The sequence below is a fragment of the Klebsiella sp. HMSC25G12 genome, from assembly GCF_001807705.1.
Lineage (GTDB): Bacteria > Pseudomonadota > Gammaproteobacteria > Enterobacterales > Enterobacteriaceae > Klebsiella > Klebsiella variicola.
In genome coordinates this window covers 1-26741 of sequence record NZ_KV789871.1, presented here as the reverse complement: position 1 = coordinate 26741, position 26741 = coordinate 1, and the positions used below count along the sequence as shown (strand labels likewise).

Below are 26741 nucleotides of genomic sequence, written 5' to 3'. Positions count from 1 at the left end.
TCTTCTCCTTACTACGCCAGAACGCCGAGCGCGTATGCCCGGTCCAGCAATTTAATAATTAATACCGGCTGGGTGCCGTATTCACGCTCAAAAGCGGCAGGATCATGGTGCAAAGTGCGGTGGTGCTTGCGGCATAATGGGATCGTAAAAATATCGTGGGCCTTGGTGCCTACGCCGCCCTGCCCCCAGCCTATAAGATGATGTGCATCATCTGCAGGCTGCCCACAGCACATACACGGCTGTTTTTTAACCCATGAGATAAAGTCAGCTGATAACCATCGGCTCCGCTTAGGTCTCGCGAATAGTGTCGCCGGTGCAACAGGATCGACGTTCACTGGAACCAGAGGTTTGCCCGGCGTTGTTTTTGCCGTTGGCCTGATTGCTTTTTCGAGACGGGGAGAAAGAATGCTGGTGGCCGGTACCGACGGAACAATCTCACTCTCCCTGTAAACCGATTGAATCCCATCGTCTTTAATACGCAGGGATCGGCGCGCCATTTCTTCTGTAATTTCATCGCCAATCCCGGCGCCTACCGCCCACCAGCATAACTCTGCCAGTGACAATGAGCGCTGAGCGTCCAGACCAAGCGCGATGCGGGCAGTGTCGATTACCCAGTCAGCGTTATTAACACCTACCAGTTGATCGAGGGTTTGTTCCGTTTGGTTTTTCAGCTCATTATCACAGTGCCAGCATGCGATTATTACACCCGTCGAATGACGAAACGGGACGAGCTCATGGTGATGGTAATCGGAATGTGTCCACTGACAGTTTTTAACCTGCCTACGCAACCATGACTCGAGGGCACTAACCCCACCAGCTGCAGTGATAACCGCCTTCTTCATGAAAAAAGGTCTGATCCCTATATCATCCCGCAATGGCTGCCGGGCATCAGGAAGACGTCCACTGGGTATCTTTTTCATGCTTGCCGGCGGTATTTCAACAAGAACTCGGCCGGCACCGAATAACGGCATTAATTCACTACCCGGCTTAAGCAGCACAATTCCAAGATGACGTGCAATATCCACGTTAAGCAAAGCTCGCATCAGTCCCTCCACATCTTCTGTATGTAGGTCCTGTCAATCCGTGGCGGCTTCTTCGATTCCGGCAACAGCACGCGGATCTCCCACGATGCAAAGTCTCTGGATAAGCTCTTCTCAACCACACAGTTATTTTTACGGTATCGCTCCACCAGCTCTGTAGCCTCAGCCTCTGAAAGTTGCTCGTGTAAAAACCAACTTTTCTTCATGGCTGATCACCGAACAGTCGCAAAAACTCAATCGCTCTTTCACGCGCACCGGGTTCTTCAGCGATCATTTCCTGCAGCAGCTGCACGGCGAGCATAGGCTCCTTTCGCCCGACGATGGAAATTCCTCTGGAGACGCGGCGAGAGAGTTTTATAAAATTTTTTCTCTCTAACGCACGCAGATGCAACAGGACAGCGTTAGACGAGCTAACGCCGAGCATATCGGCCAGCTCAGATAGCGTAGGTGGGTAGCCATGCTGATTGATGTAGGCGACCAGCAGATCGAAAACTTCCTGCTGTCGAAAAGTGAGTTTCGAAGACGAGAGTAAACAGGCGCTCGTTGAAGGAGCACCAGTCAGATGGGATTTTGATACTTCGGTTGTTTGCGTCATGGCTTCTCTCCGTGACGCAGCAGGTATAGGTTGTTCAGGCCTATGACGGGATTGTAACAGAACTAGGGGGAACCTGGTAACCAACGCCAGACTTAGCCTTTTCAATCATCTGCGAAAAAAGAGAGAGAGTCCCAACGATCTCATCTGGCTGCAAAGGCATAAACGAAACAGTGTCGCCGCGCCGGTACATCAGAGCGCGCTCACACACAGGAAAGGATGTCAGACGAGCAACGATCACCCCATCATCGCATCTGATAATTGCATAGCCGGTGTTCGGCATTTCTTGTTTTTTACTCACAACAAAATCCTCAAAATAAACTAGGCAAGCTACTGGACCTCAACTTAACAGAACCAGTCATCAGCGCTTTCCCAGGTGTCCTGCAGGATTTCCTCTACACGTTTTTTATCTCCGTCCATTCCACCAAGCACGGTCAATCCATCAGAGCTGGCCCGACGAATCATAAGACTGCAGTTATTAAAGTTTTGATCCAATCGCCGCAGTAGCTCCTTCTCCAGAGCAGGCACAGCGCCATCCGGCAATTTTTTTTGGCGATCAATTGTGATTTCCACTTTCATAACTAGCTCCTTACGAAAACACTGTACAAATACACAGTATACCTCTTAGATAAAATGTTCAAGCCCTTAATGCTACTTTTCGCTAATCCATCTCCATGTTTAGATTGATTTTTTCTCCATGAATGGCAAAATTCGCCGTGGCGGATCGAGGTTTAAATTAGAGGAATTTTGTCATTTTCGCGGTTTAAAACGCAGTTGATAGGTAAGTTTCCATCTCGGGCACGCACTCCAATTCATTAAGCTGGTTAAGGACACGCCTGACAGCAACCTGTCAGGTGTTCTTCCTGCGACAATTGTTCCTCACTGCGGTGCAGAAAACTATTACGATTGATGGTATTAATCAAATTGCAGGATGGTTATCAAGGTGGGGTAAGTCAAGCCAATATGCATATCATGTCATCGAATTGCAGTCAGTACCCCGATAACCAAGCTCTTAATGGAACAGCTGTATTGGCTTTTGTATCAAGCACCATCCAAAGTTCCAGAGGATATCCTTTCAATAAACCCCAGACTACTCTTTGGTAAAGCCCTAGGTACTCCCAACTAACCCAGCTATCGTCGTGTGCAGTATCCGACGCAGGAAATATTGCAATTTTTGAGAGCCCTTTAGCACCGTCAGCGATGCCTAACTCCCAAGGTACCCAACGACTTTCCTTGCTATTTTTGGTAGTAAGGAGCACGAATCTTTTCGTCTGCGCAATACGTTGTTTAAGTAAAGCTGCTGTTTCTTCGGACGTATATGGCGGCATTTCGGGATCAATTTCATCAATGTACACAGATGCTCCATGATTCTGAAGTACCTGAATCGCCCCAGGTAGAATTTCCTTGTCTTTGCTTGAGTGAGATAGAAACGTACTCATCGAAGCCGTAGCAGCCAAAGATTTGAATACGTTATCGCGAGTAGCTTGAGAGCTGCTAGCTGAAATGTTTCTTAGCTCTGCGGTTGTGACGTTACGAGCCATACATCTTTTTTCCTCAAAAGATAACACTAACTAAGATGAGCGCCCTATGAGGAGCTAGAATATTAGATTTTCCTGTATGAAAGATCAGCTAAAGGCGTACAGTGTGTCATTTTTCAGTATGACTGCATCGCAGGGTAAGATTCAATCAGCGCCAGAGTTATTCTGGGAGCTATCCTGAAGACGTTTGAACCGAATAGTGACAACAACTTTTACTGCATTTCCCTAGCAACCTCTTCCTTTATCTCCCTCTATCCACCGACGCGTAGCCGATCAACCCTAAGCCACCATATGGCTTGTCAATCGGATTGAGAGCCCAGTATCTTAGTAAGATAACGATCAAATAAAGATGCGAAATCCACGTCTCCCAGACGGCCTCCATCTAAGTAGCTATGATCCCTTGCTAGTCTCAGTGCTGCGCCTCCAGGGGCGGCGACCGGTAGAATTATTGCGTCAGGATGAAATTGCTTAAATAGCTCATACTCAACCTGAACTCCCTCCATCCCCCCTACAAAGACTGCGCCAACTAAGTCACATCGAGACAACATTTCCTGCCGCATAAGATGTAGGCTGCCGGCTAGATCATCAGGCACTGCATCGGTGTAAACGACATTGTCGAATCGCTCATTTTCTTCAGGATACTGGCCTTCGAAAAATCGGCTCTGGTACAATACTACGGAGCGAGTGTAATCGACGCCCAGATCTTCGCAAATGCTCCAGATCATGGGTGTTATGGCAGGGTGCCCCCCCCATACGATTTTCATTTTTCTTACGACCGCGATGGCAAACTCACGTACAGCACACTGAATCAGGAACGGATCAGCAGTTTCGTAATAATCACCTCGCCCATTGACCGGGACGCTTGCTGAAAGAAAAATAGAATCCACTTTTTAAACCTCCCAATCTGCAAACTGCCAGCCGGCCTCGCATGCTTTCACCCACTTCGTTGCCTGGATGTGCGAGCCGAGCCAATCCATATGATTCAGCCACTGAGGATGTAGCCCCACATGGTCATACAGTATAGCAACTGATTCATCTGGATAGTTCATTGAGGCTTGGTGCATGGTTGATGACGTCGGGACCCCGACCGTCGGGTAAACCACTATAATTCGTCCTGTGGGCAGACGAACTTTGATTTCCCGCCCCACTCCCATACCAATGACTTCACCACCTATTGCCTCAATTCCAATGCGCAAATTGCTGACTAGGTTGATAGTCCTCACAGCATGACTTTTGCTGCGCACCGCCTCAAGTTGTAGACAAATGCGGTCGATAGCGGAATTCTCGATATGTCCTGTTCCGCCGTCCAACTCGCCTTCAGCTAACTCAGCAAGGCTTGCAGTACCCAATCCACGAGACTGCTTCGTTTCAGGCCAAGCGACTCGAAGAACACTTATACCTTTCGCGAGAGCCCTCCCAAACTCAGCTGATGTCCAACGACTATTAAAATAGTCAGGAGTATCTAGCATCAACAGCACGTCAGAATCGCAGAGTCTATGCCACAACATGGTCTGAAAATCTTCTGCTGGCGCAATACTATGAGTGTCAAGGAATACGTCGAAATGGCGCTCTGACAGAGCATCGAACATCTGGAGGGCGGCAACTCTGGCTTCATCCCGGCGGTAGCTTACGAAGACCCTTCGTTGTTTCGGAAGCAATCCAGCGCATTCAAGAAGAGCTATCGAGACACGCTTAGCACCACCATTTGCGTAGGCCAGACAGTTCAGCGGTCGCAGCAGCTCAGGAATCTCCGCAGCTACATGTCGTAGATCGGATACAATTGGAATTACAGGAGTACCGCTGCGAAGCAAGCTCGGTAAACTTGGGTGTTCTATGCCCTCTCCTCCAAAAAAGACAACCGCGCTCGCTCGCAACTGATTTGGTGTAAACATATCAGGAGCTATTTCCCAACTTATCTCCTGACCGAGTCGTAGCCCGTACATCTCCACTGCAGTTTTAACCGCATCCTCCAAATCGCGCAGTTGCTCGTCTGAAGGGGAGCCTATAACAGCAAGCTGATAGATAGGAAGCATGGTTGCCCTTTTATGCAATTACAGTTATCGTCAAACGGTGTAGTTTCTAAGCTACATCCGGGGTACCTCTAGTAGCTTCTCATCGACCCCCAGTTCCATATAAAGCTTATCAACATGATGGAGCCCGCTGAGCCTCCTAATGAAATCGGAGTCATCCGGCAGGGTGTAGGAGCTTAGCCACTTCATAAACTGTTCATAATCCATTGAGTAAGTGGATTCAGGGAGTAAGTATCTAAACTCAGCGTGTTTACTATCAAACGCGGCTTCTTCTATTTTCCGATAACCCTCCATACCCATCCCGTATTCGAGTCGCTTGCGCACTGTTCGTTTCACATTTCGTGCAAACATAAGTTCGGAGAAAATCCAGGGAGAGGAAAGTCGCTCCCTATCCGACATGTATTCATCAATTTTGATCGAACTTTCCGTGCCTAAGAAAACGAAAAGCTCAGAGCGATGGATCATCTGCTGGAGCGCTGCGTTTAAGATTAAGTGAACATTAGTTGTCGTTCTGTTCCTCAGTGCGTAGCTATAATTTTCCCAACCTGTAGGGATACAGAATTTGTTATCAATCTCCTGAAGCAACTCATCAGCGAAGCCCCAAACGCATGAATCGACGAAAGGCTTCAGGCCAATTCTTTCTAGGCTTAAAGCAATACGAATAGCCTGATCTTCATCGTTATGTGAGTGGGAAATGAATACGTCAATCTCCGTCTCTGGGAATACGCTTTGCTGGATTTTCTCTGCATCCAGCAGGTTGTTACCATTCATCAGGTACTCTTCAAGCCTGATGGCAATGTGGTCATTTTTCGCTTTGTAGGATGCGACGTCAGAATCACTCCATTCTGAATCGAGCGCAACGACATTTTCAATTTTCAAGTCTAGGAACATACAACCCCCATTTATGCAAAGGAGCTTAGGATTATGTGTACTGATTTCTCGCAAAGTGCCGGTTAAAAACGCTCCCATTCATCTGCATGCCGACCATCAAAAAACCTTGAGCGCACTTCTGCAAAGTGTTCTTTTCCTGCTTCATTCCCACGTGCAGCCATTTCCTGAATTGCCTCTCTGTCATCAAGCTTGATTTCGGCAGGGGTTTGTTGGTTGATACGCAAATGACGAGTGGGTCCTAGGAAACTTTCAGCAAGTGCGAGTGCACCGTGCTCCTGTGCAGCAAAAAACAGGTCAGCGCTATGAGGTGCCCATCCGGCTTTGCCCTTCCCCAACTGGTCAGTAAAATCGCTTTCACTGCTGAGTGTTCCAATGCTCAGCACATCGATACGATCCAGTGGAATTTTTAGGTATCTGACAGCTTCCGCAAGTGCAGGCAAAATAGGATTGTTTGCCCAAACTCCCCCGTCAAGGAACGTTTCGAGGGCGATTGGCCCCTCCCATGTCGACTCGTCGAAGAATGTTGGTGCTGCTGACGAAGCCAAGGCCGCATCGACGGCAGAGATATCGCGATACGCGGTACGATCTGGACTGTGAGGCGTTACTATCGCTTCTGCTTGTCCCTGCTTCGCTCTTACCGTAGGTATGACCAAACGACAGCATGAATCTTCAGCCAGTGTCTTTTCACCGTACACCTCTGTAAGTAGCTGTCGCAATGTGGTTGAATCATGCTTGGATTTGAGCCAATGTCTCAGCTTTCGATCCTTAGGAAAAATTTTAGGGCCCTTTTCTTCGTAAAAAGCCAGAATTTCACTTGGTTTCAGACCAAGGGCTAGACCGATGGCAAGGATAGCGCCAGTCGATGTACCTGCAACTAAATCGAAATGAGAGATGATGCCATTTCCGCCACCAGCTTTGAGCATATCGTCCCACTTGGCCAGCACAGCTGCAGTAAATGTGCCTCTCAGTCCGCCACCGTCTAAAGCCAAAATTCGGAAATTTCGGCCTTGAGTTACATTCCTTCGTGAGAGGGGCAAATTTTTGAGCTGCTCGACAATCAGATCGACAACCGAATCAACATTAGTGCAACGCGCAATGACTTCGTTATCTTCCTGACTTAGTCCGTTTTTCAGACGTCTTAATAGCGACGGATCTTCATTGAGATAGCCAGCAATCGCGCCGCCAAAACCTGCGGCCACAAATCCAGGCTTTCCAAGCTCCAGCATGGTATCTAGTTCATTGGGCACACCAGCATTCGTTTTATTGACATCCCACCAGGCGCCACCGACGCAGACAATCGCATCTGAACGATCGGCCATCCAATCGCGCATGGGAGTCAAACCACTTTTCGGATTTCCCTCTTCGAACTCTGCCGGTACTATCTCGACAGCCGCATACATTTGTTGCTCCTCGATTTCAGCGGCATACTGAGCTGTAGCAAAGCTTTTTGCTCGAACTAGTGTGAGTGCACCTTTGTCTCCACCTGCATCAATAAAATTTTCTGCTGCTTTTTTTAGTGGAGCGATAAATGAAGGGTGACTGCCATGCACTATTGATCCCCCTTCGCTGAAGATTTTTGCCGCCAGCTTGCTAACAAAATTGGCAATATCTTCGTTATGCTCCTTATTCGAGCCGGATAGGTGGATTCGCACGCCCGCCAGACGTTGTTTAATTATCACTCTAAGCACCCATATTTATCTAAAGGCATCATTGATTGCTCTAAGCCAAACATCTTATTCAGAATAAGGCGTCGCGCATATCCGACCGTTCATCGAGAGTTCCTCCAGCAAAGAGGAGGAGCGCATAGACTAGCGGCCAGCAACTACGGCAGCTGCTTCAATCCACGCGGATATGTTTTCTCTGCCGTTCTGAGCTGCGTAATCATATCTCAGACAATGGTCTGAGATTCTCGTTACGGCTAAGGTAGTAGGGGCTTTAAACCACAGGTCGGATGCAGGAATAGCCAAGGTATAGTCCTCGTACTTTACCCACTTATTATTTTTAATTTCAGCAAAGTAAATCAGTCCATTCGAACAGTAAACCCCAACTTGGGAAAGTGGATCAGTTCCTTTTACCCCCAAAACCTGCATACTGTTTTTTACGCCGTGAATATCAACTGTCAGTAGGCCATTTTTCTTCAAAACGCTGCGTACAATCTCATATCGAACCCAACGTCTGCTAGCAGTGTACTGACCAGCCAAAACGCAAGTAACCGATGTGTTTTTTAGCCCGTCGCGTAGAAAATCTTTCAGAACGTTGTCACCTTCCTTCTGTGATGCTTCGAAAACGCTAGCATCATAGAATCCCTCAGATTCTTTCTCTTTAGGAACAACCCAGCTGTTTCTGACATTCCACGCACGCCATACATCTTCTTGATAGTGAAAAGAAAAAAAAGTTTTTCTCGGCATACCTTACCTCGTTCCAGATGAATTTCTATCTACGTATTCAGAGCATCCACTGTAAATGTTCAATACAGATCTAGCGAGGTACCATAAGTATGCTGCCCTGTATTGATAAAGACTTAGTGTTTATAAGGTATCACTAACCATACTCCTGTGGCATCATTCAGGCACGCAATATTAAAAATTTTTGTGCGCGTTCCTGCATAGGGTAAATTCGCTTCTAGTCTTCTGTAACTAAGTGCTCACTGAAGTGAAAATGCGAATCGGTTATCCCTTTTATAAATATTGATGCAACTATGCCAGAACTTCCGTTTCATGCTCTTAACGAACATTTCAGCTTTGCCTTTCACCGGACATATGGATTTAACCTGAACATCTCGGGCCAGTTACAATTACTTTTTTGGTATAATCAATACCTCGCTGCATTGCGTAGGCATCGGTTGCGCATTCTGGCAAGTGACCTGAGCTCGTTTGCTGTTGTCGTCATTCCAAGCATCGATGTGTAAACAGTCGCAGCCCGGCGCCACAGCTTTTTGTCTTCCAGGGTCTTCACCAGGGACAGTGCGTCCTGGACTTTTTTCACATCTTCTTCAGATAATTGTGTTGCAGCCTGCGGCACGGCAACATCGGGAACCTTAACGCCAGCAACCACTCGATAGACATACTGGTAGCCGTTATGGGTACGATGGAGTTTTCCCGCGGCATGGAGCTGCCGCAGCAAGTTACCTGCTGTACTGGCTTGCAAGTCGAGCGCATCGCAGACATCCTGCAGGACGCATTCTGGCGTCCGGCTAACGATGGCAAGCACCATCTGTGCTTTGGTTACTTTGGTTTTTGATTGTTTGGTCATGGTCAAAACTCGTTTACTTGGTTAAACCTGCCGCCTTGCGGCGTTTGTACTCTTCCATCAGAATCTGTGCTGGCGTCGGTCCTGCTGGATGTCTCGGTGCTGCCAACTGCTGACGAATTGGCGGAATCGAAAACCCGTTAGCCAGGTGTTTGGTCCATTTCGTGAGTAAGTTTTCTGCCAGCTTTTTCAACTCTCCCTCCGTCAGGTTCCTCTCAACTCCGGTTCTGTGCATCTCAATGCAAATGTGATAGAGAACATCCTGTTTCCATGGGTATTTGTCGCTGCCCGAGTATCGGTAAGACTCATTCCTCCAGCGCTTGTATTCCGCCATTACAGCTTCGGATGTCAGATTGAACGGGTTAGCACCGCTGGCAGACACCAGCGCAACGAACTCAGCAAGATCCGGCGGCCATGTGCTGCCTGCGGCGCAACGTTCCATGCACTGCCGGCAAACAAGCGTAATCTGGGCTTCACTCATCGACCCAATCTGAGCGATCCAGAGTTCTGATGGTTCCTCTCCGTTCTTCAGAATCCATCGGTTCGAAAAGATTTCGCCCATCACTTCCCATAGGTGCCACGACGTTTCTACGGCCTTCTGATCCTGCAACTCGCAACCGTTGCTTACGGGCGGCTCGAATCTGTTGAACAGCTCTGGATGCTGCTGGCTCTGCTCGTACTCCCACATGATCGTTACCCCCATTCACTGGTTTTTTCTGGCGGACTTCCGCACGGTTAAGATGTCTTGCTAGTTTTTGCTCCCACTGCACCTGGTGAAACGCCCTGCCTTCAGCCTGCCAGTACGCGATGAAACTGCTCAACTCGGCAGCAAGATTTATCCCCGGTCTTAATGGCATTCCCCAAATCGTTGCCAGTCGGGGAAAATCCTCGGAAGGTTTCCACCCGAAATACATCGCAAATTTTCCGAATGCTTGTGTTTCGCCAGGAACTATTCCCGGTTGATTCGGATAGTCAGGCATAACTGGTTCGACCAGAACCCTATGTGTGGGGGTTATATCTTTTGGTTCCTCTGGTAGATTCCGGATCCCGTTTTTGGGATCGTTTGACGGAAAAAACGGGATCGTTTGGTTGTTTTGCGTACAGGAAACAGTCCCGTTTTCGGGTGCGTTTAAACGATCCCGTTTTTGGTAATGTTCCCGTTTTTGGGTGTGTTCAATTTCGGCAACGCTTTCTTCCACACCAAGAAGCCTGTAAACCGGGATTTGTTTAGTCTTTCCACGCCGTTCACCTGTATCTTCAATAAGCCCGATCGAAACCAGATACTGCAGGCTCGACTGGACCGTTTTCTTATCCAACTCAGTTGCTTCTGCCAGCGCAGGAATGGATGGAAAAGCACAGAGATCAGCTCCGCACATGTCGGCCATCCAAGTCAGAACAGCTTTTGCAGAGGACTTCCCTGTCTTGACTTTTTTGGCCCATCGCATTGCGTCAATGCTCATGAAGCCCCCCTATTTTCTGTACGGTACTCATTGTCAAAACTCGATTAAAAAAACTGTGGCGCTACGGCGCTTATGCTCGCCAGTAGTGGTCCCGCCGCATCTGCAGGAAGCATGTTAAAAAGTGCAATTGCTGCCTCCCGAATTTCACGCTCTAACTTTTGTAACGGAGCGCCAAGCAATTTTGCCTGGTGCGCTTCGCTACACTCTTTGATTGCATGAGCCACCAGCTCGCTTTCAGTCAATCCACGTTTCAATTTGTGTTTGCGCGCAATCTCAATAGGCATCGCATCAGCGATCGCTCCTGAAAGCTGCATGACGTAACTGGTGTACTTCTCTGATCCAGATTCGTTTTTCAGGTAGCGGTACAGATTTTGTTTATTAACGCTGATGCCACGACCGTTTTGTTTCTCCCACTGTTCGGCCACCTGCTGTGCGACGTGCTCCTGCGCGCGACCAGGTAACGAAGATTCCCATTCCTGAACAGCGGCAAAAATAGCCCTACACTTCTGGCGATCGCGGCGCGTCAGCGAATAGTGATTTTTGGTTTTCAGTTGCACCGCCATGTCTTGGGTATAATTTTCAAAAGAGATGGTTTGCATTTTTATTTCTCCCTAGGATTTGAGGGTTCTGGAGGGAATACATCATCAAGCGAACAACTAACCCCTAACGTATTAAGTGCGGCCACGATATGACGAGAATCAGCCAGGCTTGGAACGCGTAAGGATTTTTCATAGTTGGCTAACCGAGGTTGGTTCCAACCAGCCGCCTTAGCCAAGGCTTGCTGCGAAATGTTGGCTTTTTTCCGTAGATGCGAAATGTAGTTCATACAGTTCTCCTGTTGTGTAAAACGATGTTCACATATCGTGAAATTTCTGTCAATACAAAACGTGAATCACCAATATTCACTCTTCGTGATAAAGTGAGGGTATGAAGACACTTGCTGAAGAAATCGGTGAGCGCATCAAGGCGCTAAGAACTGAGAAAGGAATGAGCCAAGGGCAGCTTGCGAAATTATGTGGCTGGTCTGGGGCGTCGCGTGTCGCCAATTATGAATATGGCAATCGAAACGTTGGTGTAGATGATGCATTGTCCTTAGCGAAAGCATTAGGCACCACGCCCGTTATGATTTTATTTGGCGAACAAAGTGATCCATCGAACTGGTTAACAGACAAACAAAAAAGGGTTCTTTCCCTATTCAATCAATTGCCTGAAGCTGAACAGGAACGCATGATTGATACCTTTGAGCTTAGACTTAAAGAAATTGATGAGTATGTAGAAAAATACCTACGCGGAAGATACAACCCCACCTAACTCAATCAAAAAATAAGCATTGCATAACCGGCCTTGAGCCGGTTTTTTTGTACCCTTACCAATAAATTACACAAAATGAGTAATTTTGATTTCACATTTTGTATTGACAACAATTTCACGACATGTGAAACTTCAAAACACACAAAGCAGTATGGGTCATCGAGGCAGGAAGCCCACGAAGTAGCTGCCGGCGGCATACGAAACACCGGATGAGATGACGACAAGAAGAATTCGCAGCAGGTTTAAACGTTCCGCCGGCCGGCGTTACAGGCATGAGATAGGACATCACTATGAGAATAGATATATCCAAGATAGGGAAAATTTACTTTTTACTCGTCTCCCCAATCAAACTCTCTGTCGCGCAGGATTTGGAGGCCCGATTCGGAGACCGCGTAATCATTGCAGCTTTTGGTACTGATATCACGTCCATGGGCCTGGCACCAGGTGATGAAATCGTAAGTGCTGGCTACCACCTTCACAGCCTGGATACCGCTGTTTTCGTAGCGCTCCACCATGCTATCGGTGCGGATACGCCAGTCGTGGTAGTCAAAGGGAAGGACGTAAGCATCTGAAAGGATTTTTTGGAATTCTTCATAGTGAGCGGGATTTTCGTACCAGAAGACAGGTATAGGGCTACGAGACATTTTGCTCTCTTTTATTTGGCTGTGTGGAAGCGCCAAGAATACCACCGAGCCTGAAGTGGTGAAAAGACAGGCATCACGACTAGTAGGTTTTGCAATGCGGTGAATGCGGCTATGCGCACGCGGCACAGTTAAAAAATAAACATGGCGGTTATTCACATGTTGTGGGGAAAAAGTTGTCGGCGGTAGTTGTTAACTGGCTGCCGTCACCGGGAGGCACCCGGCGCCGCATTGCAAAACCACATGCTAATACTGAGTTAACTGGAGATAACTATGAAGGATTTTGCCCGAGTACCTACCGGCAACCAGGCGACCCGCCTGAACTGGTTCGAGGTGAGACTACGCCAGCTGTGTTACTTGCTGGCGCAGAAAGGAAACCCTGAGGCTGAGGCATGAATACCCTGTTTGCCCTTGTCATCAGCGTATGTGCTCTCACTGGTGAATGCTCTGATGTTCTGATCGGTGTTTATCCATCAGAGGCCAGTTGCAACAGCAACGCCGATGAACAAAAAGTACAGGGCCAGTGCCTCCCCTACCGAAATGCACAAAAAATGGCTGACGACCAACAGCCTGCAGTGAGTTTTTGAATCGAGTTTTGACCAATGGCCATTACGGCCGGAGAAGTGATTATGGAATTTGGAATGAAACGCGTTCTGGCATCTGTCCAGGCCGCCGCCACTTTGAATAAGCTCTATGACGGCTCGCCTGTTTCACTGACGGCCATCAGTAAAGAGTCAAAGCTGTCTACTTCATACCTTGAGCAGATCTTCAAAAAGCTGCGGGCGGGTAACCTGGTAATTTCACAGCGTGGCCCAGGTGGTGGTTATAGCCCCCGCGGCGATGACATCACCGTTACAGAAGTGATCACTGCAGTATCTAAACTGCCAGCCCATAAAACTTTTGAGCCTATCCTGCGAGCGCTTGACGACGTTCGCGTATCGCAGCTGCTGCGGGGCGATTCGCCAGCCCCATAAAGCACAAAACCCGCACAAGGCGGGTTAAGTACCCGGTCAGCCGACCAAAGCTTTCCGGAATCGAGTTTTGACCAATGACCACCACCAGGGCGGCTGCCATCAGCAGCCGGGTATCTTACAATCCAAAGGAGCCCAAACGCAATGAACAACTACCCGTATCTCATTAAAGCTAAGGCAAAAGCAAACGAAGCGAAAAGTCTCTTCTGCTGGTTCTCTGCTAAATCCGATTCTCGCGCCGAGCGCAAAATTCGATAACTCTATTCTGCGTTCTTCTTACGATTGCATTGCTGAAGATTATCCGTGGGAATACTGGAACGATCGGGACGTACGAACAATGTTAGAGCTCGGCCAGGTCATTAGCTTCGACCCCAAAACAACGATCCCGTTTGAAGGGTCTCGTCACAATGCCCTCGCTGATGCTATTCATCAGGCCCGCTATGTATCAGCGATCTGGCAGCGAATAATTACCGGCAATCAGGTGCTGCAAAAATTGATGCAAGACTGATTTTTTATTTTCAGATACTGGCCCAGCATGGGCCATAATGAGGTAAAACATATGCTCCAGATGTTAACCCTTGAAGAGTGGGCAAACGAGAAATACAGAAGCAATCCTCCAAGTGTTTCCACTCTCAGGAATTATGCTAAACAGAATATGTTTTCTCCCCCAGCCAAAAAAGAAGGTCGATTCTGGCGCGTCAGGGAGGATGCTGAGTTGGTCGGTACATTGACCACTCCTGTAGTAAAGAAAAGCGACCCTGTTCTTTTGCAGAGGATTTTGAACGATGGCTGCCAGACCACGTAAAAATAATATATCTATTCCAAATTTATACCCGCTCTTCAGTAGAAAGGTTAATAAAGTATACTGGCGTTATAAGCACCCGATAACTGGTAAGTTTCATAGTCTAGGAACAGATGAAGCAGAGGCCACGGCAATAGCTATTGAAGCAAATAAAAGACTGGCGGAACAACAAACCCGCCAGATAATGGCAATCACTGACAGAATTTCCGCCAGCTCAGGAAAATCAATATCAACTAACACTTGGCTTGAACGTTACTGGAAGATTCAGCAGGAAAGATTAAAGTCTGGAGATATTAAAGAAAACACTATCAAACAAAAAGCAAAACCAGTATCTCTGCTTAAGGAGCGGGTAGGAATGAAATTAATATCCGCTGTCAATGTTCGAGATGTTGCGCAAATTCTTGATGAATATTTAGCGGAGGGACAACCCAGAATGGCTCAGGTCATTCGCTCTGTCCTAATAGATGTTTTTAAAGAAGCTCAGCATGCGGGAGAAGTACCTCCTGGTTATAACCCTGCACTAGCAACTAAACAACCTCGTAGAAAGATCACTCGCCAACGCCTCACTCTTGAGGAATGGCAAAAGATTTTTGATATAGCCGATGAAAATCACAAATACATGGGGAACGCCATGCTTTTAGCCATAGTAACAGGACAGCGACTAGGTGATATATCCCGTATGAAATTCTCAGACATCTGGGACGATCATCTACACGTTGAGCAAGAGAAAACCGGAAGCAAAATCGCTATACCATTAGCTCTGCGTTGCAACGCAATCAACTGGAGCCTCCGAGATGTAATCAGTCGTTGCCGGGATTATGCAGTAAGCCCTTATTTGGTTCATTTCTTTAGAACCACCTCACAGGCTGAGCGAGGAGCACAGGTGAAACCCAGAACACTGACCATGAATTTCAGCAAGGCAAGAGACAGTGCAGATATTGACTGGGGACAAGGTACACCGGCAACTTTCCATGAACAAAGATCACTTTCCGAGCGGTTATATAAAGCCCAGGGTATAAACACGAAAGATTTACTTGGACATAAAACTCAACAACAAACGGATAGGTACCATGATGATCGAGGGAAGGGGTGGACAACTGTGGCCTTATGAGGTTTTTCGGGAGGGGTTTTGATAACTTGTTTTGATAAAATTTTGATAACCGTTCGAAAACTAATAATAAAAACGGGAACCAACAGGTTCCCGTTCTGACATAATCTGGGGGCCAGATTACATGTTCGCGATAATCGCGTCACCAAACTCGCTACATTTCAGCAGTTTAGCGCCTTCCATCAGACGTTCGAAGTCATAGGTCACGGTCTTGGCAGCGATAGCGCCTTCCATGCCTTTGACGATCAGGTCTGCAGCTTCGAACCACTGCATGTGGCGCAGCATCATCTCTGCGGACAGGATGATGGAGCCCGGGTTTACTTTGTCCTGGCCGGCATACTTCGGCGCAGTACCGTGAGTCGCTTCGAACAGCGCGCACTCGTCACCGATGTTGGCGCCCGGGGCGATACCGATACCGCCAACCTGTGCCGCCAGCGCGTCAGAGATGTAGTCGCCGTTCAGGTTCATACAGGCGATAACGTCGTATTCCGCCGGACGCAGCAGGATCTGCTGCAGGAACGCATCGGCGATCACGTCTTTCACCACGATCTCTTTACCGGTGTTCGGGTTCTTGATTTTCACCCACGGGCCGCCGTCGATCAGCTCGCCGCCGAACTCTTCGCGAGCCAGCTGGTAGCCCCAGTCTTTGAACGCGCCTTCGGTGAACTTCATGATGTTGCCTTTGTGCACCAGGGTGAGGGAATCACGATCGTTGGTGATCGCGTATTCAATCGCGGCGCGAACCAGGCGTTTGGTGCCTTCTTCAGAGCACGGCTTGATGCCGATACCGCAATGTTCCGGGAAGCGAATTTTCTTCACGCCCATCTCATCGCGCAGGAATTTGATGACTTTGTCTGCTTCCGCAGAGTCGGCTTTCCACTCGATACCGGCATAGATATCTTCTGAGTTTTCACGGAAGATAACCATATCGGTCAGTTCAGGGTGCTTAACCGGGCTCGGGGTGCCCTGGTAGTAACGTACCGGACGCAGGCAGACGTAGAGGTCCAGCTCCTGGCGCAGCGCCACGTTCAGAGAACGGATGCCGCCGCCGACTGGGGTGGTCAGAGGACCTTTGATAGCAACGCGGTAGTCACGAATCAGATCGAGGGTTTCAGCTGGCAGCCAGACATCCTGGCCATAGACTTGGGTCGATTTTTCACCGGTGTAAACTTCCATCCAGGAAATTTTACGCTCGCCCTTATAGGCTTTCTCAACGGCGGCATCAACCACTTTCAGCATCGCTGGGGTAACGTCAACGCCGATACCATCACCTTCAATGAACGGGATAATCGGATTGTGAGGGACGTTCAGTTTGCCGTTTTGCAGGGTGATTTTTTGACCTTCCGCCGGAACTACTACTTTGCTTTCCATTAACCTCTCCTTCGAGCGCTTCTGGTTCTGCTCTTCCCTCTTCACGCGAGCCTGGTGTTGGCTGAGTCGGCCAGCTCCAGCGTACCGGGTTTTCCCGCTAAGCGGAGCTATCGCGTCCGTGTCGCCTTCCTGCCTGTAGTGCGAATCGGTTTGAGCAATTTTTTGTTAATAATTTGTAATGAGCATGTCAATACTACCTGAATGTTTGCGTCCATGAAAGGCATTCGTAATTAGGCTATAATGCGGCAATTGATAGAGCCTGAAAATACCATGCAGAAAACTTCATTTAGAAAACATCGCGTTGAGCGATTCAGCACACAACAAGTCACCAGACAACGTAAAGAACACCAGCCAAAAACTGTGATCTTGTTCAATAAACCCTATGATGTGTTGCCGCAATTTACCGACGAGGCCGGGCGCAGCACGCTGAAAGATTTTATCCCCGTGGCGGGCGTCTACGCTGCCGGTCGTCTTGACCGCGACAGCGAAGGCCTGCTGGTGCTGACCAACGATGGCGCGCTGCAGGCGAAGCTAACCCAGCCGGGTAAACGCACCGGCAAGATTTACTACGTCCAGGTGGAAGGCGAACCCACCGCCGAGGCGCTGGCCGCGCTACGCAACGGCGTCACGCTCAACGATGGCCCCACCCTGCCTGCTGGCGTGGAAGTGGTGGAGGAGCCCGCGTGGCTGTGGCCGCGCAACCCGCCTATTCGCGAGCGCAAATCGATCCCCACCTGCTGGCTGAAAATCACCCTCTACGAGGGACGTAACCGCCAGGTGCGCCGGATGACCGCCCACGTCGGCTTCCCCACCCTGCGCCTGATCCGCTACGCCATGGGCGGCTATACGCTTGACGGACTGGCGAATGGCGAATGGCGTAGAGCCGAATAACCGAAAAGGAAAAGCGATGTTTAAACCTCATGTTACTGTAGCCTGCGTGGTTCACGCCGAGGATAAATTCCTCATCGTCGAAGAGACCATTAACGGCAAAGCGCTGTGGAACCAGCCGGCGGGCCACCTGGAGGCCAATGAGACGCTGCTGCAGGCCGCCGAACGCGAACTGTGGGAAGAGACCGGCATTCGCGCCACGCCGCAGCACTTCATCCGCATGCACCAGTGGGTCGCTCCCGATAACACGCCGTTTCTGCGCTTCCTGTTCGCCATCGAACTTAGCGATCTGTGCGCCACCGAACCGCATGACAGCGATATCGATCGCTGCCTGTGGCTCAGTGCTGAGGAAATTCTTAACGCGCCGAACCTGCGCTCGCCGCTGGTTGCCGAAAGCATTCGCTGCTACCTGCAGGACCCGCGCCAGCCGCTGTCGCTGATTGGCGCATTTAACTGGCCGTTCACAGGGGGTGAATGAACGGTGAGCGCGTGCTAGAATACGCCGCCTCGAAGTTCAATGTAGCGAGTATTTCCATGTCAGAAAGCCAGAAAAAAGTGATCGTCGGCATGTCCGGCGGCGTCGACTCCTCGGTCTCCGCGTACCTGCTGCTGCAGCAAGGGTATAAGGTGGAAGGCCTGTTCATGAAGAACTGGGAGGAAGACGACGGCGAGGAATACTGCACCGCCGCCGCCGACCTTGCCGATGCGCAAGCGGTCTGCGATAAGCTGGGCATTGAACTGCACACCGTTAACTTTGCCGCCGAATATTGGGACAACGTCTTTGAGCTCTTCCTGGAAGAGTACAAAGCCGGCCGCACGCCGAACCCGGATATTCTGTGCAATAAAGAGATCAAGTTTAAAGCCTTCCTCGAGTTTGCCGCCGAAGACCTCGGCGCCGACTACATCGCCACCGGGCACTATGTGCGCCGCGCCGATGTCGACGGCAAAAGCCAGCTGCTGCGCGGCCTCGACGGTAACAAAGATCAGAGCTACTTCCTCTATACCCTTAGCCACGAGCAGATTGCCCAGAGCCTGTTCCCGGTGGGTGAGCTGGAAAAACCGCAGGTGCGTAAGATCGCCGAAGAGCTGGATCTGATCACCGCGAAGAAAAAAGATTCCACCGGCATCTGCTTTATCGGCGAACGTAAATTCCGCGATTTCCTTGGCCGCTATCTGCCGGCGCAGCCGGGCAAAATTCTCACCGTCGACGGCGAGGAGATCGGTACCCATCAGGGGCTGATGTACCATACGCTGGGCCAGCGTAAAGGGCTGGGCATCGGCGGCACCAAAGAGGGTAGCGAAGATCCGTGGTACGTGGTCGATAAAGACGTTGAGAATAATATTCTTATCGTCGCCCAGGGCCATGACCACCCGCGCCTGATGTCCGTCGGCCTGATTGCCCAACAGCTGCACTGGGTTGACCGTGAACCGCTGCAGGGCACCCTGCGCTGCACGGTGAAAACCCGCTATCGCCAGACCGATATCCCCTGCACCGTCACCGCGCTGGATGAAGACCGTATCGAAGTCCGCTTCGATGAGCCGGTCGCGGCGGTCACCCCGGGCCAGTCCGCGGTGTTCTATCTGGGTGAAGTGTGCCTCGGCGGCGGAATTATTGAACAACGACTGCCTCTGCAGTCCTGAACGCGCGTTATTTCCGTCGGGACGAACCGCCCCGACGGCTGACAAGGAGTATGTGTGGCGAAGAATTACTATGACATCACGCTGGCGCTGGCTGGCGTTTGCCAGGCGGCACGACTGGTTCAGCAACTGGCGCATCAGGGACATTGCGACAGCGATGCCCTGCATGTGTCGCTGAACAGCATCATCGACCTCGATCCCGAGTCGACGCTGGCGGTGTTCGGTGGCAGTGAAGCCAATCTTCGCCTCGGCCTTGAAACGCTGCTCGGGGTGCTCAATACCAGCAGCCGTCAGGGCCTCAATGCTGAACTGACGCGCTATACCCTGAGCCTGATGGTGCTGGAGCGCAAGCTCGCCGCCAGTAAAGGGGCGATGGACACGCTCGGCAACCGCATCGCCGGCCTGCACCGTCAACTGGAACACTTTGACCTGCAGTCCGAAACGCTGCTCAGCGCCATGGCAGGCATCTATGTTGACGTGATAAGCCCGCTGGGGCCGCGTATTCAGGTGACCGGTTCGCCTGCCGTGCTGCAAAGCCCGCAGGTGCAGGCGAAAGTTCGTTCAGCGCTGCTGGCGGGTATTCGCGCCGCGGTGCTCTGGCATCAGGTGGGCGGCGGACGTCTGCAGCTTATGTTTTCCCGTAATCGTCTGGTTAACCAGGCAAAGCAAATTCTTGCTCATTTAACCCCGGAGTTGTGATCTATGGAATTATCCTCACTGACCGCCGTTTCCCCTGTAGACGGCCGCTACGGCGATAAAGTCAGCGCGCTGCGCGGTATCTTCAGCGAATTCGGTTTGCTGAAATTCCGCGTTCAGGTGGAAGTACGTTGGCTGCAAAAACTGGCCGCCCACGCAGCGATCAAGGAAGTTCCTGCTTTTGCTGCCGACGCAAACGGTTTCCTTGACAAAATCGTCGCCGATTTCAGCGTCGAAGACGCGGAGCGCATCAAAACCATCGAGCGCACCACTAACCACGACGTGAAAGCGGTAGAGTATTTTCTGAAAGAGAAAGTCGCTGACGTCGCCGAGCTGCACGCGGTATCAGAGTTTATTCACTTCGCCTGTACGTCTGAAGACATCAATAACCTCTCCCACGCGCTGATGCTGAAAACCGCCCGCGACGAAGTGGTTCTGCCTTACTGGCGCAAGCTGATTGACGCGGTAAAAGATCTGGCAACCCAGTACCGCGATGTGCCGCTGCTCTCCCGTACCCACGGTCAGCCGGCAACGCCGTCCACCATGGGTAAAGAGATGGCGAACGTCGCCTACCGTATGGAGCGCCAGTACCGTCAGCTGAACCAGGTGGAAATCCTCGGTAAAATCAACGGCGCGGTGGGTAACTACAACGCCCACATCGCGGCCTACCCGGAAGTCGACTGGCATCAGTTCAGCGAAGAGTTCGTCACCTCGCTGGGCATTCAGTGGAACCCGTACACCACCCAGATCGAGCCGCATGACTACATCGCTGAGCTGTTTGACTGCATCGCGCGCTTCAACACCATTCTGATCGATTTCGATCGCGATGTGTGGGGCTACATCGCGCTCAACCACTTCAAACAGAAGACCATCGCCGGGGAAATCGGCTCCTCCACCATGCCGCACAAGGTGAACCCGATTGACTTCGAAAACTCCGAAGGCAACCTCGGCCTGGCCAATGCGGTCATGCAGCACCTGGCCAGCAAACTGCCGGTTTCCCGCTGGCAGCGCGACCTGACCGACTCCACCGTCCTGCGTAACCTCGGCGTGGGAATCGGCTATGCGCTGATCGCCTATCAGTCCACCCTCAAAGGGATCAGCAAGCTGGAGCTGAACCAGGATCGCCTGCTGGACGAACTGGATCACAACTGGGAAGTACTGGCTGAGCCGATCCAGACCGTGATGCGCCGTTACGGTATCGAAAAACCGTACGAGAAGCTGAAAGAGCTGACCCGCGGCAAACGCGTTGACGCGGAAGGGATGAAGCAGTTTATTGACAGCCTCGCCCTGCCGGAAGACGAAAAAGTGCGCCTCAAAGCGATGACCCCGGCCAACTATATTGGTCGCGCAACCACCATGGTTGACGAACTGAAGTAATCGCCCTGCCCCTCTTTCCGGCGGAAAGAGGGGCGTTGTGTCGCCGGAAAGCCATCAGATCCAGACGTCGTTTACCGCCGTCCGCTCGCCGCCCTCATGGCCGGTATTCAGTACGCCATGCGGCTCAATCAGCATGAGCTTCGCTTCCGTCTCCGCCGAAGTCTTATGTTCCACACCTCGCGGCACGACGATCATCTCCCCGGCCTTCACCAGCACATGTCCGTCGCGGAAGTCCACGCGTAATACCCCCTCCACCACCATCAATGCCTCATCGGTTTCCGGGTGGCTGTGCCAGATAAAATCGCCGGCGATGCGCACGATCTTGAACTGATAGTCGTTCATCTCAGCCACCACTTTGGGCTGCCATTGTTCGCTGAACAGGGAAAATTTCTGAGCAAGATTAACGAGTTGATACATGGGCTGTCTCCTTGTGATAAAGGCAGTCAGCATAGTTCGCCTCGCCGCGGTCACGCTTGAACGATTGTGCAACCTGAACCGCGCTAGCCGCGGATCGCCCGCAGCCAGCGGCCCGGAGAGAGACCAAAGCGGCTGATAAACTGGCGCGTCATGTGGCTCTGATCGGCAAACCCCGCGTCGGCGGCAATATCCACCAGACGCTCCCCGGCGCGCATCCGCTGGCGGCAAAAATCAAGCCGGCGCATCATGACGTAACGCCACGGGCTGGTGCCGTACAGCGTTCTGAAATCCCGGCTCAGGCTCCAGCGGTCCCGGCCGCTGACCTGCGATAAGGTGTCGAGGGTCATATCCTGCATAAAACAGGCATGGATATACTCCCGGGCCCTCTCCGCCGCCTGATAGTCAAATGCCTGGCGGCGGGAACGCTGCCCGCCGACCACAGCCAGGGTCTGCGCCAGGTCGTACAGAGCATCCTCTTCCTCCAGCGGCTCGAAGGTGTCCGTGACCGCTTTTAACAACGGCTGCGCGGCGCAACGCAGGCGCGGATCCGCCGACAGGCCGCCGGGGATAAACGGCAATGGCCTGCCGCCGAGTATCTTCTGGATCAGCGCCGGTTCGATATAGACCATGCGGTAGTGAAACCCCGCCTCGGTGCCCGCCTCGCCGTCGTGTATTTCGTCCGGGTGAAGCACCATCGTCCCGCCGGGCAGGCTGTGCTGGAGTCCGCCGCGATAGTGAAAGCTCTGCACGCCGGCGATCGTCTGGCCGATAGCATAGGTATCATGCCGGTGCGGCTCGTAGCCGTGGCCGCCGAAGAAGGCTTCGATGCGTTCCGTCTGACTGGGCGACTGCGCCAGCCTGACCCAGTCCGCACTTTTCTGCTGAGACATAATGGATAACCTGCGGCGTCATTGAGAGGTGATCCCAGCACTATTACACAAAAAATTAACATCACCAACCCGCGCACTGCCCGCGCTCTGCCGCTGGGCGTTTGCTGAAATTACGCATAGAATGAAGGAGTTCCATGCACTATGCGCAAAGGGCATCGCCGAAGGCTGCCCTGCCTGGCGGTGTTATGCGCCGATGGTATAAAAAGCTTTATTTAACAGCTGTTTATATTTTGCGTATATAATGAGCGTCAGATTACTATCAACACAGGAAGGGAGAACAGTCATGCGCGTACTCGTGGTTGAGGATAACGCCCTGCTGCGTCACCACCTCAAAGTTCAGCTGCAGGAGCTGGGCCATCAGGTCGATGCGGCGGAAGATGCCAGGGAAGCGGACTACTATCTGGGCGAACATCTCCCGGATATCGCCATCGTCGACCTCGGCCTGCCGGATGAAGACGGACTATCGCTGATCCGCCGCTGGCGCAGCCACGATGTGTCGCTGCCGGTGCTGGTGCTGACCGCCCGCGAAGGATGGCAGGATAAAGTGGAAGTGCTGAGCGCCGGGGCGGATGATTACGTCACCAAGCCTTTCCATATTGAAGAGGTTGCCGCCCGCATGCAGGCGCTGCTGCGCCGCAACAGCGGCCTGGCCTCACAGGTGATCTCCCTGCCGCCGTTCCAGGTCGACCTCTCCCGGCGCGAGCTGTCAGTCAACGATCAGCCGATCAAGCTGACGGCCTTTGAGTACACCATTATGGAAACCCTGATCCGCAACCGCGGCAAAGTGGTCAGCAAAGATTCCCTGATGCTCCAGCTTTACCCGGATGCCGAACTGCGTGAGAGCCATACCATCGACGTACTGATGGGCCGGCTGCGCAAGAAAATTCAGGCTGAATACCCGCAGGACGTCATCACCACGGTGCGCGGCCAGGGCTATCTGTTCGAACTGCGCTGATGAAGGGACTGTTGCGGCATATCTTCCCCCTGTCATTACGGGTTCGCTTCCTGCTGGCGACCGCCGGGGTCGTACTGGTGCTCTCCCTGGCCTATGGCATGGTGGCGCTGGTGGGCTACAGTGTCAGCTTCGATAAAACCACCTTCCGCCTGCTGCGCGGCGAGAGCAATCTCTTTTATATGCTGGCGAAATGGGAGAACGGCGCTATTGACGTCGATATCCCGGAAAACCTGAATATGGAAAGCCCGACGGTGACCCTTATCTACGATGAGAGGGGTAAACTGCTGTGGGCGCAGCGCGATGTCCCCTGGCTGGCGAAACGCATTCAACCGGAATGGCTGAAGCGCAATGGTTTCCATGAGATCGAAGCCGATGTCGACAGCAGCAGCATGCTGCTGCGCAACAACCACGAGATTCAGGAACAGCTGGACGCCATCCGCGAGCAGGGCGATGATTCGGAGATGACCCACTCGGTGGCAATCAACCTCTACCCGGCCACCAGCAAAATGCCCCAGCTCAGCATTGTGGTGGTCGATACCATTCCGGTGGAGCTCAAGCGCAGCTATATGGTGTGGAGCTGGTTTATCTACGTGCTGGCCGCCAACCTGCTGCTGGTGATCCCCCTGCTGTGGGTCGCCGCATGGTGGAGCCTGCGGCCTATCGAGTCGCTGGCGAAAGAGGTACGTGAGCTGGAGGAGCACCACCGCGAAAAGCTCAATCCCAACACCACCCGCGAGCTGACCCGGCTGGTCAGCAACCTTAACCGCCTGGTTCGCAGCGAGCGTGAACGCTATGACAAATACCGCACCACCCTCACCGATCTCACCCACAGCCTGAAAACGCCGCTGGCGGTGATGCAGAGCACCCTGCGCTCGCTGCGCGGCGAGAAGATTAGCGTCGACGAGGCGGAGCCGGTGATGCTGGAGCAGATAAGCCGCATCTCGCAGCAGATTGGTTACTATCTGCATCGCGCCAGCATGCGCAGCGGCGGTACCCTGCTGAGCCGGGAACTGCACCCGATCGCCCCCCTGCTTGATAGCCTGACCTCCGCCCTCAACAAGGTCTATCAGCGTAAAGGGGTCAATATCTCGCTCGACATCTCGCCGGAGATCACTTTTGTCGGCGAGCAGAATGATTTTATGGAAGTGATGGGTAACGTTCTCGATAACGCCTGTAAGTACTGTCTGGAGTTTGTGGAAGTTTCCGTGCGCCAGACCACCGACAGCCATCTGCATATTCTGGTGGAAGACGATGGCCCGGGGATCCCGCAGAGCCAGCGCCGCGCCGTCTTCGACCGCGGCCAGCGGGCAGATACGCTGCGTCCCGGCCAGGGCGTGGGGCTCTCCGTCGCCCGCGAAATCGTCGAGCAATATGACGGGGAGATTATCGCCAGCGAAAGCCTGCTCGGCGGCGCCTGCATGGAGGTGGTGTTTGGCCGCCAGCTGATGGAAGATAAACAGGGTTAATCATTGAGTTTTTTAACGGCGCCTGCATCGCCGGGGCGCCGCATCCGTTATAATCCCTGTCAGACACCTGCAGTGGAATATCAATATGGATTATCAATTAACGCTTAACTGGCCCGACTTTATCGAACGCTACTGGCAAAAACGGCCGGTGGTACTGAAGCGCGGCTTCGCCAATTTTATCGACCCCCTAAGCCCGGACGAACTGGCTGGACTGGCCATGGAGAGCGAGGTCGATAGCCGCCTTGTCAGCCATCAGGATGGAAAATGGCAGGTCAGTCACGGTCCCTTCGAAAGCTACGATCACCTGAGTGAAAACAACTGGTCCCTGCTGGTGCAGGCGGTTAACCACTGGCATGAACCCTCAGCGGCGCTGATGCATCCGTTCCGCGCTCTGCCGGACTGGCGTATCGACGATCTGATGATCTCCTTCTCGGTACCCGGGGGCGGCGTCGGTCCGCATCTGGATCAGTATGATGTGTTTATCATTCAGGGCACCGGCCGTCGGCGCTGGCGCGTCGGGGAAAAGGTGCCGATGAAACAGCACTGCCCGCATCCGGACCTGCTGCAGGTTGACCCCTTCGAGGCGATCATCGATGAAGAGATGGAGCCGGGGGATATTCTCTATATTCCACCAGGATTCCCGCATGAGGGGTACTCGCTGGAAAATTCGCTCAACTATTCGGTCGGCTATCGCGCGCCGAATGCCCGCGAGCTGTTCAGCGGCTTTGCCGACTACGTTCTCCAGCGCGAACTGGGCAGCCAGCGCTACGCCGATCCGGACGTGCCGTCCCGCGACCATCCGGCGGATATTTTACCCGTCGAACTCGACCGCCTGCGCGAGATGATGCTGGGGCTGATTAATCAACCAGAGCACTTTAAACAGTGGTTTGGCGAGTTTATCACCCAGTCGCGTCATGAGCTCGACGTCGCACCGCCGGAGCCGCCGTATCAGCCAGATGAAATTTACGATGCTCTGCAGCAGGGCGACACGCTGGAACGCCTGGGCGGCCTGCGGGTGCTGCGCATTGACGGCGAGGTGTTCGTCAATGGCGAGAAGATCAACTCCCCGCACCGCCCGGCGCTGGACGCCTTAGCCACCCATCTGACGCTGCGCGCCGACCATTTTGGCGATGCGCTGGAAGATCCGTCATTCCTCGCCATGCTGGCAGCGCTGGTCAACAGCGGCTACTGGTTCTTTGGCGACTGAGCCATCATCCTGCCCGGCGGCGCTGCGCTTGCCGGGCCTACAAACAGCACGATTTCCGTAGCTCCTGTATCGGTTTGCAACGGTTTCGACCCGGGAAAAACGTTTGTTCTGTGTTATTTCCGAGCAGATTGCGCTCCCAATATGTATTCTGCGTTATGTTACTCATGAAGTAGGGAGCGCACAGGGGGCGGCCAGTCGCCGCC

Annotated in this window: 32 protein-coding genes and 1 pseudogene; 14 read left to right on the top strand and 19 right to left on the bottom strand. The window is 52.1% G+C overall.

Going from position 1 to position 26741, the window contains the following annotated elements; all coding sequences use genetic code 11:
- Positions 1-11: 11 nt before the first annotated feature.
- From HMPREF3096_RS10055 to HMPREF3096_RS29070, 15 genes are all read right to left on the bottom strand, one after another.
- Positions 12-1043, bottom strand: coding sequence for a DUF968 domain-containing protein (locus HMPREF3096_RS10055; protein WP_070544415.1), 1032 nt, complete (start codon positions 1041-1043; stop codon positions 12-14).
- 199 nt (positions 1044-1242) lie between these two features.
- Complete coding sequence (locus HMPREF3096_RS10045) at positions 1243-1635, bottom strand: LexA family protein (RefSeq protein ID WP_032439849.1); 393 nt, start codon at positions 1633-1635, stop codon at positions 1243-1245.
- A gap of 40 nt (positions 1636-1675) precedes the next feature.
- Positions 1676-1915 (bottom strand): hypothetical protein, encoded by a 240-nt coding sequence (locus tag HMPREF3096_RS29080; RefSeq protein ID WP_072206982.1) that lies wholly within the window; start codon positions 1913-1915, stop codon positions 1676-1678.
- Between the two features lie 62 nt (positions 1916-1977).
- Complete coding sequence (locus tag HMPREF3096_RS10040; protein WP_060657010.1) at positions 1978-2211, bottom strand: DinI family protein; 234 nt, start codon at positions 2209-2211, stop codon at positions 1978-1980.
- Positions 2212-2621: 410 nt separating this feature from the next.
- Complete coding sequence (locus tag HMPREF3096_RS10035) at positions 2622-3173, bottom strand: toll/interleukin-1 receptor domain-containing protein (RefSeq protein WP_017898978.1); 552 nt, start codon at positions 3171-3173, stop codon at positions 2622-2624.
- A gap of 296 nt (positions 3174-3469) precedes the next feature.
- Positions 3470-4057, bottom strand: a complete 588-nt coding sequence (locus HMPREF3096_RS10030) for an SLOG domain-containing protein (RefSeq protein ID WP_060657009.1) — start codon at positions 4055-4057, stop codon at positions 3470-3472.
- 3 nt (positions 4058-4060) lie between these two features.
- Positions 4061-5203 carry a toll/interleukin-1 receptor domain-containing protein gene (locus HMPREF3096_RS10025; RefSeq protein ID WP_060657008.1) on the bottom strand — a complete coding sequence of 381 codons (1143 nt, stop codon included), beginning with the start codon at positions 5201-5203 and terminating at the stop codon, positions 4061-4063.
- 51 nt (positions 5204-5254) lie between these two features.
- Positions 5255-6091: a TIR domain-containing protein gene (locus HMPREF3096_RS10020; RefSeq protein ID WP_070544414.1), complete on the bottom strand. Its 837-nt coding sequence runs from the start codon at positions 6089-6091 to the stop codon at positions 5255-5257.
- A 62-nt stretch (positions 6092-6153) separates the two neighbouring features.
- Positions 6154-7770: a CBASS cGAMP-activated phospholipase gene (locus HMPREF3096_RS10015; RefSeq protein WP_060657006.1), complete on the bottom strand. Its 1617-nt coding sequence runs from the start codon at positions 7768-7770 to the stop codon at positions 6154-6156.
- A 129-nt stretch (positions 7771-7899) separates the two neighbouring features.
- On the bottom strand, positions 7900-8499 hold the full coding sequence (locus HMPREF3096_RS10010) for a TIR domain-containing protein (protein ID WP_060657005.1): 600 nt from the start codon (positions 8497-8499) through the stop codon (positions 7900-7902).
- Positions 8500-8902: 403 nt separating this feature from the next.
- Entirely contained in the window at positions 8903-9343 is a 441-nt protein-coding gene (locus HMPREF3096_RS10005; protein WP_060657004.1) for a hypothetical protein, read from the bottom strand.
- Between the two features lie 13 nt (positions 9344-9356).
- Positions 9357-9902, bottom strand: a complete 546-nt coding sequence (locus HMPREF3096_RS10000) for a replication protein P (protein WP_228704798.1) — start codon at positions 9900-9902, stop codon at positions 9357-9359.
- Positions 9814-10800, bottom strand: coding sequence for a DnaT-like ssDNA-binding domain-containing protein (locus tag HMPREF3096_RS29075; RefSeq protein ID WP_072032612.1), 987 nt, complete (start codon positions 10798-10800; stop codon positions 9814-9816). The genes HMPREF3096_RS10000 and HMPREF3096_RS29075 overlap by 89 nt, the downstream gene beginning before the upstream one ends.
- Before the next feature lie 44 nt (positions 10801-10844).
- Positions 10845-11399: a toxin YdaT family protein gene (locus tag HMPREF3096_RS09995; protein WP_032416986.1), complete on the bottom strand. Its 555-nt coding sequence runs from the start codon at positions 11397-11399 to the stop codon at positions 10845-10847.
- A gap of 2 nt (positions 11400-11401) precedes the next feature.
- A complete protein-coding gene (locus HMPREF3096_RS29070; protein WP_023328112.1) occupies positions 11402-11626 on the bottom strand; it encodes a helix-turn-helix transcriptional regulator in 225 nt (74 codons plus the stop codon).
- Between the two features lie 101 nt (positions 11627-11727).
- Here HMPREF3096_RS29070 and HMPREF3096_RS09990 point away from each other — a divergent pair, with 101 nt between their 5' ends.
- Positions 11728-12111, top strand: a complete 384-nt coding sequence (locus HMPREF3096_RS09990; RefSeq protein ID WP_014228883.1) for a helix-turn-helix domain-containing protein — start codon at positions 11728-11730, stop codon at positions 12109-12111.
- A gap of 329 nt (positions 12112-12440) precedes the next feature.
- Here the strand turns inward: HMPREF3096_RS09990 and HMPREF3096_RS29060 are convergent, their stop codons facing one another.
- Entirely contained in the window at positions 12441-12755 is a 315-nt protein-coding gene (locus HMPREF3096_RS29060) for a hypothetical protein (RefSeq protein ID WP_040234937.1), read from the bottom strand.
- Positions 12756-13144: 389 nt separating this feature from the next.
- Here HMPREF3096_RS29060 and HMPREF3096_RS09980 point away from each other — a divergent pair, with 389 nt between their 5' ends.
- The 5 genes and pseudogenes from HMPREF3096_RS09980 (at position 13145) to HMPREF3096_RS09960 (ending at position 15636) form a co-directional block, all read left to right on the top strand.
- Positions 13145-13339 carry a DUF1482 family protein gene (locus HMPREF3096_RS09980; RefSeq protein WP_039103071.1) on the top strand — a complete coding sequence of 65 codons (195 nt, stop codon included), beginning with the start codon at positions 13145-13147 and terminating at the stop codon, positions 13337-13339.
- A gap of 42 nt (positions 13340-13381) precedes the next feature.
- On the top strand, positions 13382-13726 hold the full coding sequence (locus HMPREF3096_RS09975; RefSeq protein ID WP_014228879.1) for an Rrf2 family transcriptional regulator: 345 nt from the start codon (positions 13382-13384) through the stop codon (positions 13724-13726).
- A 241-nt stretch (positions 13727-13967) separates the two neighbouring features.
- Positions 13968-14231, top strand: a pseudogene (locus HMPREF3096_RS31760) (3'-5' exonuclease); the annotation flags it as partial.
- 51 nt (positions 14232-14282) lie between these two features.
- Entirely contained in the window at positions 14283-14528 is a 246-nt protein-coding gene (locus HMPREF3096_RS09965; protein ID WP_012542206.1) for an excisionase, read from the top strand.
- On the top strand, positions 14509-15636 hold the full coding sequence (locus HMPREF3096_RS09960) for a site-specific integrase (protein ID WP_043875519.1): 1128 nt from the start codon (positions 14509-14511) through the stop codon (positions 15634-15636). Before HMPREF3096_RS09965 ends, HMPREF3096_RS09960 begins: the two co-directional genes overlap by 20 nt.
- A 117-nt stretch (positions 15637-15753) precedes the next feature.
- Here the strand turns inward: HMPREF3096_RS09960 and icd are convergent, their stop codons facing one another.
- Positions 15754-17004: an NADP-dependent isocitrate dehydrogenase gene (gene icd, locus HMPREF3096_RS09955; RefSeq protein WP_008806032.1), complete on the bottom strand. Its 1251-nt coding sequence runs from the start codon at positions 17002-17004 to the stop codon at positions 15754-15756.
- 240 nt (positions 17005-17244) lie between these two features.
- Between icd and rluE the strand changes: the two genes are divergently transcribed.
- From rluE to purB, 5 genes are read left to right on the top strand one after another with little or no spacing between them, the layout of a single operon-like run.
- The gene (gene rluE, locus HMPREF3096_RS09950; protein WP_032729972.1) at positions 17245-17895 is read left to right on the top strand and encodes a 23S rRNA pseudouridine(2457) synthase RluE; all 651 of its coding nucleotides are present in this window, start codon (positions 17245-17247) and stop codon (positions 17893-17895) included.
- Between the two features lie 16 nt (positions 17896-17911).
- Positions 17912-18370, top strand: coding sequence for an NUDIX hydrolase (locus tag HMPREF3096_RS09945; RefSeq protein ID WP_008806030.1), 459 nt, complete (start codon positions 17912-17914; stop codon positions 18368-18370).
- 56 nt (positions 18371-18426) lie between these two features.
- The gene (mnmA, locus tag HMPREF3096_RS09940; protein ID WP_012542211.1) at positions 18427-19533 is read left to right on the top strand and encodes a tRNA 2-thiouridine(34) synthase MnmA; all 1107 of its coding nucleotides are present in this window, start codon (positions 18427-18429) and stop codon (positions 19531-19533) included.
- Between the two features lie 54 nt (positions 19534-19587).
- Positions 19588-20229 (top strand): high frequency lysogenization protein HflD, encoded by a 642-nt coding sequence (gene hflD / locus HMPREF3096_RS09935; RefSeq protein WP_004140557.1) that lies wholly within the window; start codon positions 19588-19590, stop codon positions 20227-20229.
- A 3-nt stretch (positions 20230-20232) separates the two neighbouring features.
- Entirely contained in the window at positions 20233-21603 is a 1371-nt protein-coding gene (gene purB / locus HMPREF3096_RS09930) for an adenylosuccinate lyase (RefSeq protein WP_012968556.1), read from the top strand.
- A 54-nt stretch (positions 21604-21657) separates the two neighbouring features.
- Here the strand turns inward: purB and HMPREF3096_RS09925 are convergent, their stop codons facing one another.
- Together HMPREF3096_RS09925 and HMPREF3096_RS09920 are read right to left on the bottom strand one after the other, a co-directional pair.
- A complete protein-coding gene (locus HMPREF3096_RS09925; protein WP_032729971.1) occupies positions 21658-22020 on the bottom strand; it encodes a cupin domain-containing protein in 363 nt (120 codons plus the stop codon).
- Positions 22021-22103: 83 nt separating this feature from the next.
- Positions 22104-22910 carry an AraC family transcriptional regulator gene (locus tag HMPREF3096_RS09920; protein WP_008806026.1) on the bottom strand — a complete coding sequence of 269 codons (807 nt, stop codon included), beginning with the start codon at positions 22908-22910 and terminating at the stop codon, positions 22104-22106.
- 283 nt (positions 22911-23193) lie between these two features.
- On the opposite strand from HMPREF3096_RS09920, the gene phoP reads away from it, so the two are divergent.
- From phoP to HMPREF3096_RS09905, 3 genes are all read left to right on the top strand, one after another.
- On the top strand, positions 23194-23865 hold the full coding sequence (gene phoP, locus HMPREF3096_RS09915; RefSeq protein ID WP_004150807.1) for a two-component system response regulator PhoP: 672 nt from the start codon (positions 23194-23196) through the stop codon (positions 23863-23865).
- The gene (phoQ, locus tag HMPREF3096_RS09910) at positions 23865-25331 is read left to right on the top strand and encodes a two-component system sensor histidine kinase PhoQ (protein ID WP_008806025.1); all 1467 of its coding nucleotides are present in this window, start codon (positions 23865-23867) and stop codon (positions 25329-25331) included. The genes phoP and phoQ overlap by 1 nt, the downstream gene beginning before the upstream one ends.
- Before the next feature lie 85 nt (positions 25332-25416).
- On the top strand, positions 25417-26538 hold the full coding sequence (locus HMPREF3096_RS09905) for a ribosomal protein uL16 3-hydroxylase (protein ID WP_012542214.1): 1122 nt from the start codon (positions 25417-25419) through the stop codon (positions 26536-26538).
- The last annotated feature ends 203 nt before the right edge of the window (positions 26539-26741 follow it).

Bases quoted from the DNA above. Each gene is read 5' to 3' on its own strand.
- HMPREF3096_RS10055 (WP_070544415.1), bottom strand. From the start codon at position 1,043: ATGCGAGCTTTGCTTAACGTGGATATTGCACGTCATCTTGGAATTGTG.
- phoP (WP_004150807.1), top strand. From the start codon at position 23,194: ATGCGCGTACTCGTGGTTGAGGATAACGCCCTGCTGCGTCACCACCTC.
- HMPREF3096_RS10005 (WP_060657004.1), bottom strand. From the start codon at position 9,343: ATGACCAAACAATCAAAAACCAAAGTAACCAAAGCACAGATGGTGCTT.
- HMPREF3096_RS09960 (WP_043875519.1), top strand. From the start codon at position 14,509: ATGGCTGCCAGACCACGTAAAAATAATATATCTATTCCAAATTTATAC.
- HMPREF3096_RS09990 (WP_014228883.1), top strand. From the start codon at position 11,728: ATGAAGACACTTGCTGAAGAAATCGGTGAGCGCATCAAGGCGCTAAGA.
- rluE (WP_032729972.1), top strand. From the start codon at position 17,245: ATGCGGCAATTGATAGAGCCTGAAAATACCATGCAGAAAACTTCATTT.
- HMPREF3096_RS09925 (WP_032729971.1), bottom strand. From the start codon at position 22,020: ATGTATCAACTCGTTAATCTTGCTCAGAAATTTTCCCTGTTCAGCGAA.
- HMPREF3096_RS09920 (WP_008806026.1), bottom strand. From the start codon at position 22,910: ATGTCTCAGCAGAAAAGTGCGGACTGGGTCAGGCTGGCGCAGTCGCCC.
- HMPREF3096_RS09965 (WP_012542206.1), top strand. From the start codon at position 14,283: ATGCTCCAGATGTTAACCCTTGAAGAGTGGGCAAACGAGAAATACAGA.
- mnmA (WP_012542211.1), top strand. From the start codon at position 18,427: ATGTCAGAAAGCCAGAAAAAAGTGATCGTCGGCATGTCCGGCGGCGTC.
- HMPREF3096_RS10045 (WP_032439849.1), bottom strand. From the start codon at position 1,635: ATGACGCAAACAACCGAAGTATCAAAATCCCATCTGACTGGTGCTCCT.
- HMPREF3096_RS09945 (WP_008806030.1), top strand. From the start codon at position 17,912: ATGTTTAAACCTCATGTTACTGTAGCCTGCGTGGTTCACGCCGAGGAT.
- HMPREF3096_RS10020 (WP_070544414.1), bottom strand. From the start codon at position 6,091: ATGTTCCTAGACTTGAAAATTGAAAATGTCGTTGCGCTCGATTCAGAA.
- HMPREF3096_RS29060 (WP_040234937.1), bottom strand. From the start codon at position 12,755: ATGTCTCGTAGCCCTATACCTGTCTTCTGGTACGAAAATCCCGCTCAC.
- HMPREF3096_RS10000 (WP_228704798.1), bottom strand. From the start codon at position 9,902: ATGGGCGAAATCTTTTCGAACCGATGGATTCTGAAGAACGGAGAGGAA.
- HMPREF3096_RS09905 (WP_012542214.1), top strand. From the start codon at position 25,417: ATGGATTATCAATTAACGCTTAACTGGCCCGACTTTATCGAACGCTAC.
- HMPREF3096_RS10010 (WP_060657005.1), bottom strand. From the start codon at position 8,499: ATGCCGAGAAAAACTTTTTTTTCTTTTCACTATCAAGAAGATGTATGG.
- HMPREF3096_RS10025 (WP_060657008.1), bottom strand. From the start codon at position 5,203: ATGCTTCCTATCTATCAGCTTGCTGTTATAGGCTCCCCTTCAGACGAG.
- icd (WP_008806032.1), bottom strand. From the start codon at position 17,004: ATGGAAAGCAAAGTAGTAGTTCCGGCGGAAGGTCAAAAAATCACCCTG.
- phoQ (WP_008806025.1), top strand. From the start codon at position 23,865: ATGAAGGGACTGTTGCGGCATATCTTCCCCCTGTCATTACGGGTTCGC.
- HMPREF3096_RS09980 (WP_039103071.1), top strand. From the start codon at position 13,145: ATGAATACCCTGTTTGCCCTTGTCATCAGCGTATGTGCTCTCACTGGT.
- HMPREF3096_RS10040 (WP_060657010.1), bottom strand. From the start codon at position 2,211: ATGAAAGTGGAAATCACAATTGATCGCCAAAAAAAATTGCCGGATGGC.
- HMPREF3096_RS09975 (WP_014228879.1), top strand. From the start codon at position 13,382: ATGGAATTTGGAATGAAACGCGTTCTGGCATCTGTCCAGGCCGCCGCC.
- HMPREF3096_RS29070 (WP_023328112.1), bottom strand. From the start codon at position 11,626: ATGAACTACATTTCGCATCTACGGAAAAAAGCCAACATTTCGCAGCAA.
- HMPREF3096_RS29075 (WP_072032612.1), bottom strand. From the start codon at position 10,800: ATGAGCATTGACGCAATGCGATGGGCCAAAAAAGTCAAGACAGGGAAG.
- HMPREF3096_RS10035 (WP_017898978.1), bottom strand. From the start codon at position 3,173: ATGGCTCGTAACGTCACAACCGCAGAGCTAAGAAACATTTCAGCTAGC.
- HMPREF3096_RS29080 (WP_072206982.1), bottom strand. From the start codon at position 1,915: ATGCCGAACACCGGCTATGCAATTATCAGATGCGATGATGGGGTGATC.
- HMPREF3096_RS09995 (WP_032416986.1), bottom strand. From the start codon at position 11,399: ATGCAAACCATCTCTTTTGAAAATTATACCCAAGACATGGCGGTGCAA.
- purB (WP_012968556.1), top strand. From the start codon at position 20,233: ATGGAATTATCCTCACTGACCGCCGTTTCCCCTGTAGACGGCCGCTAC.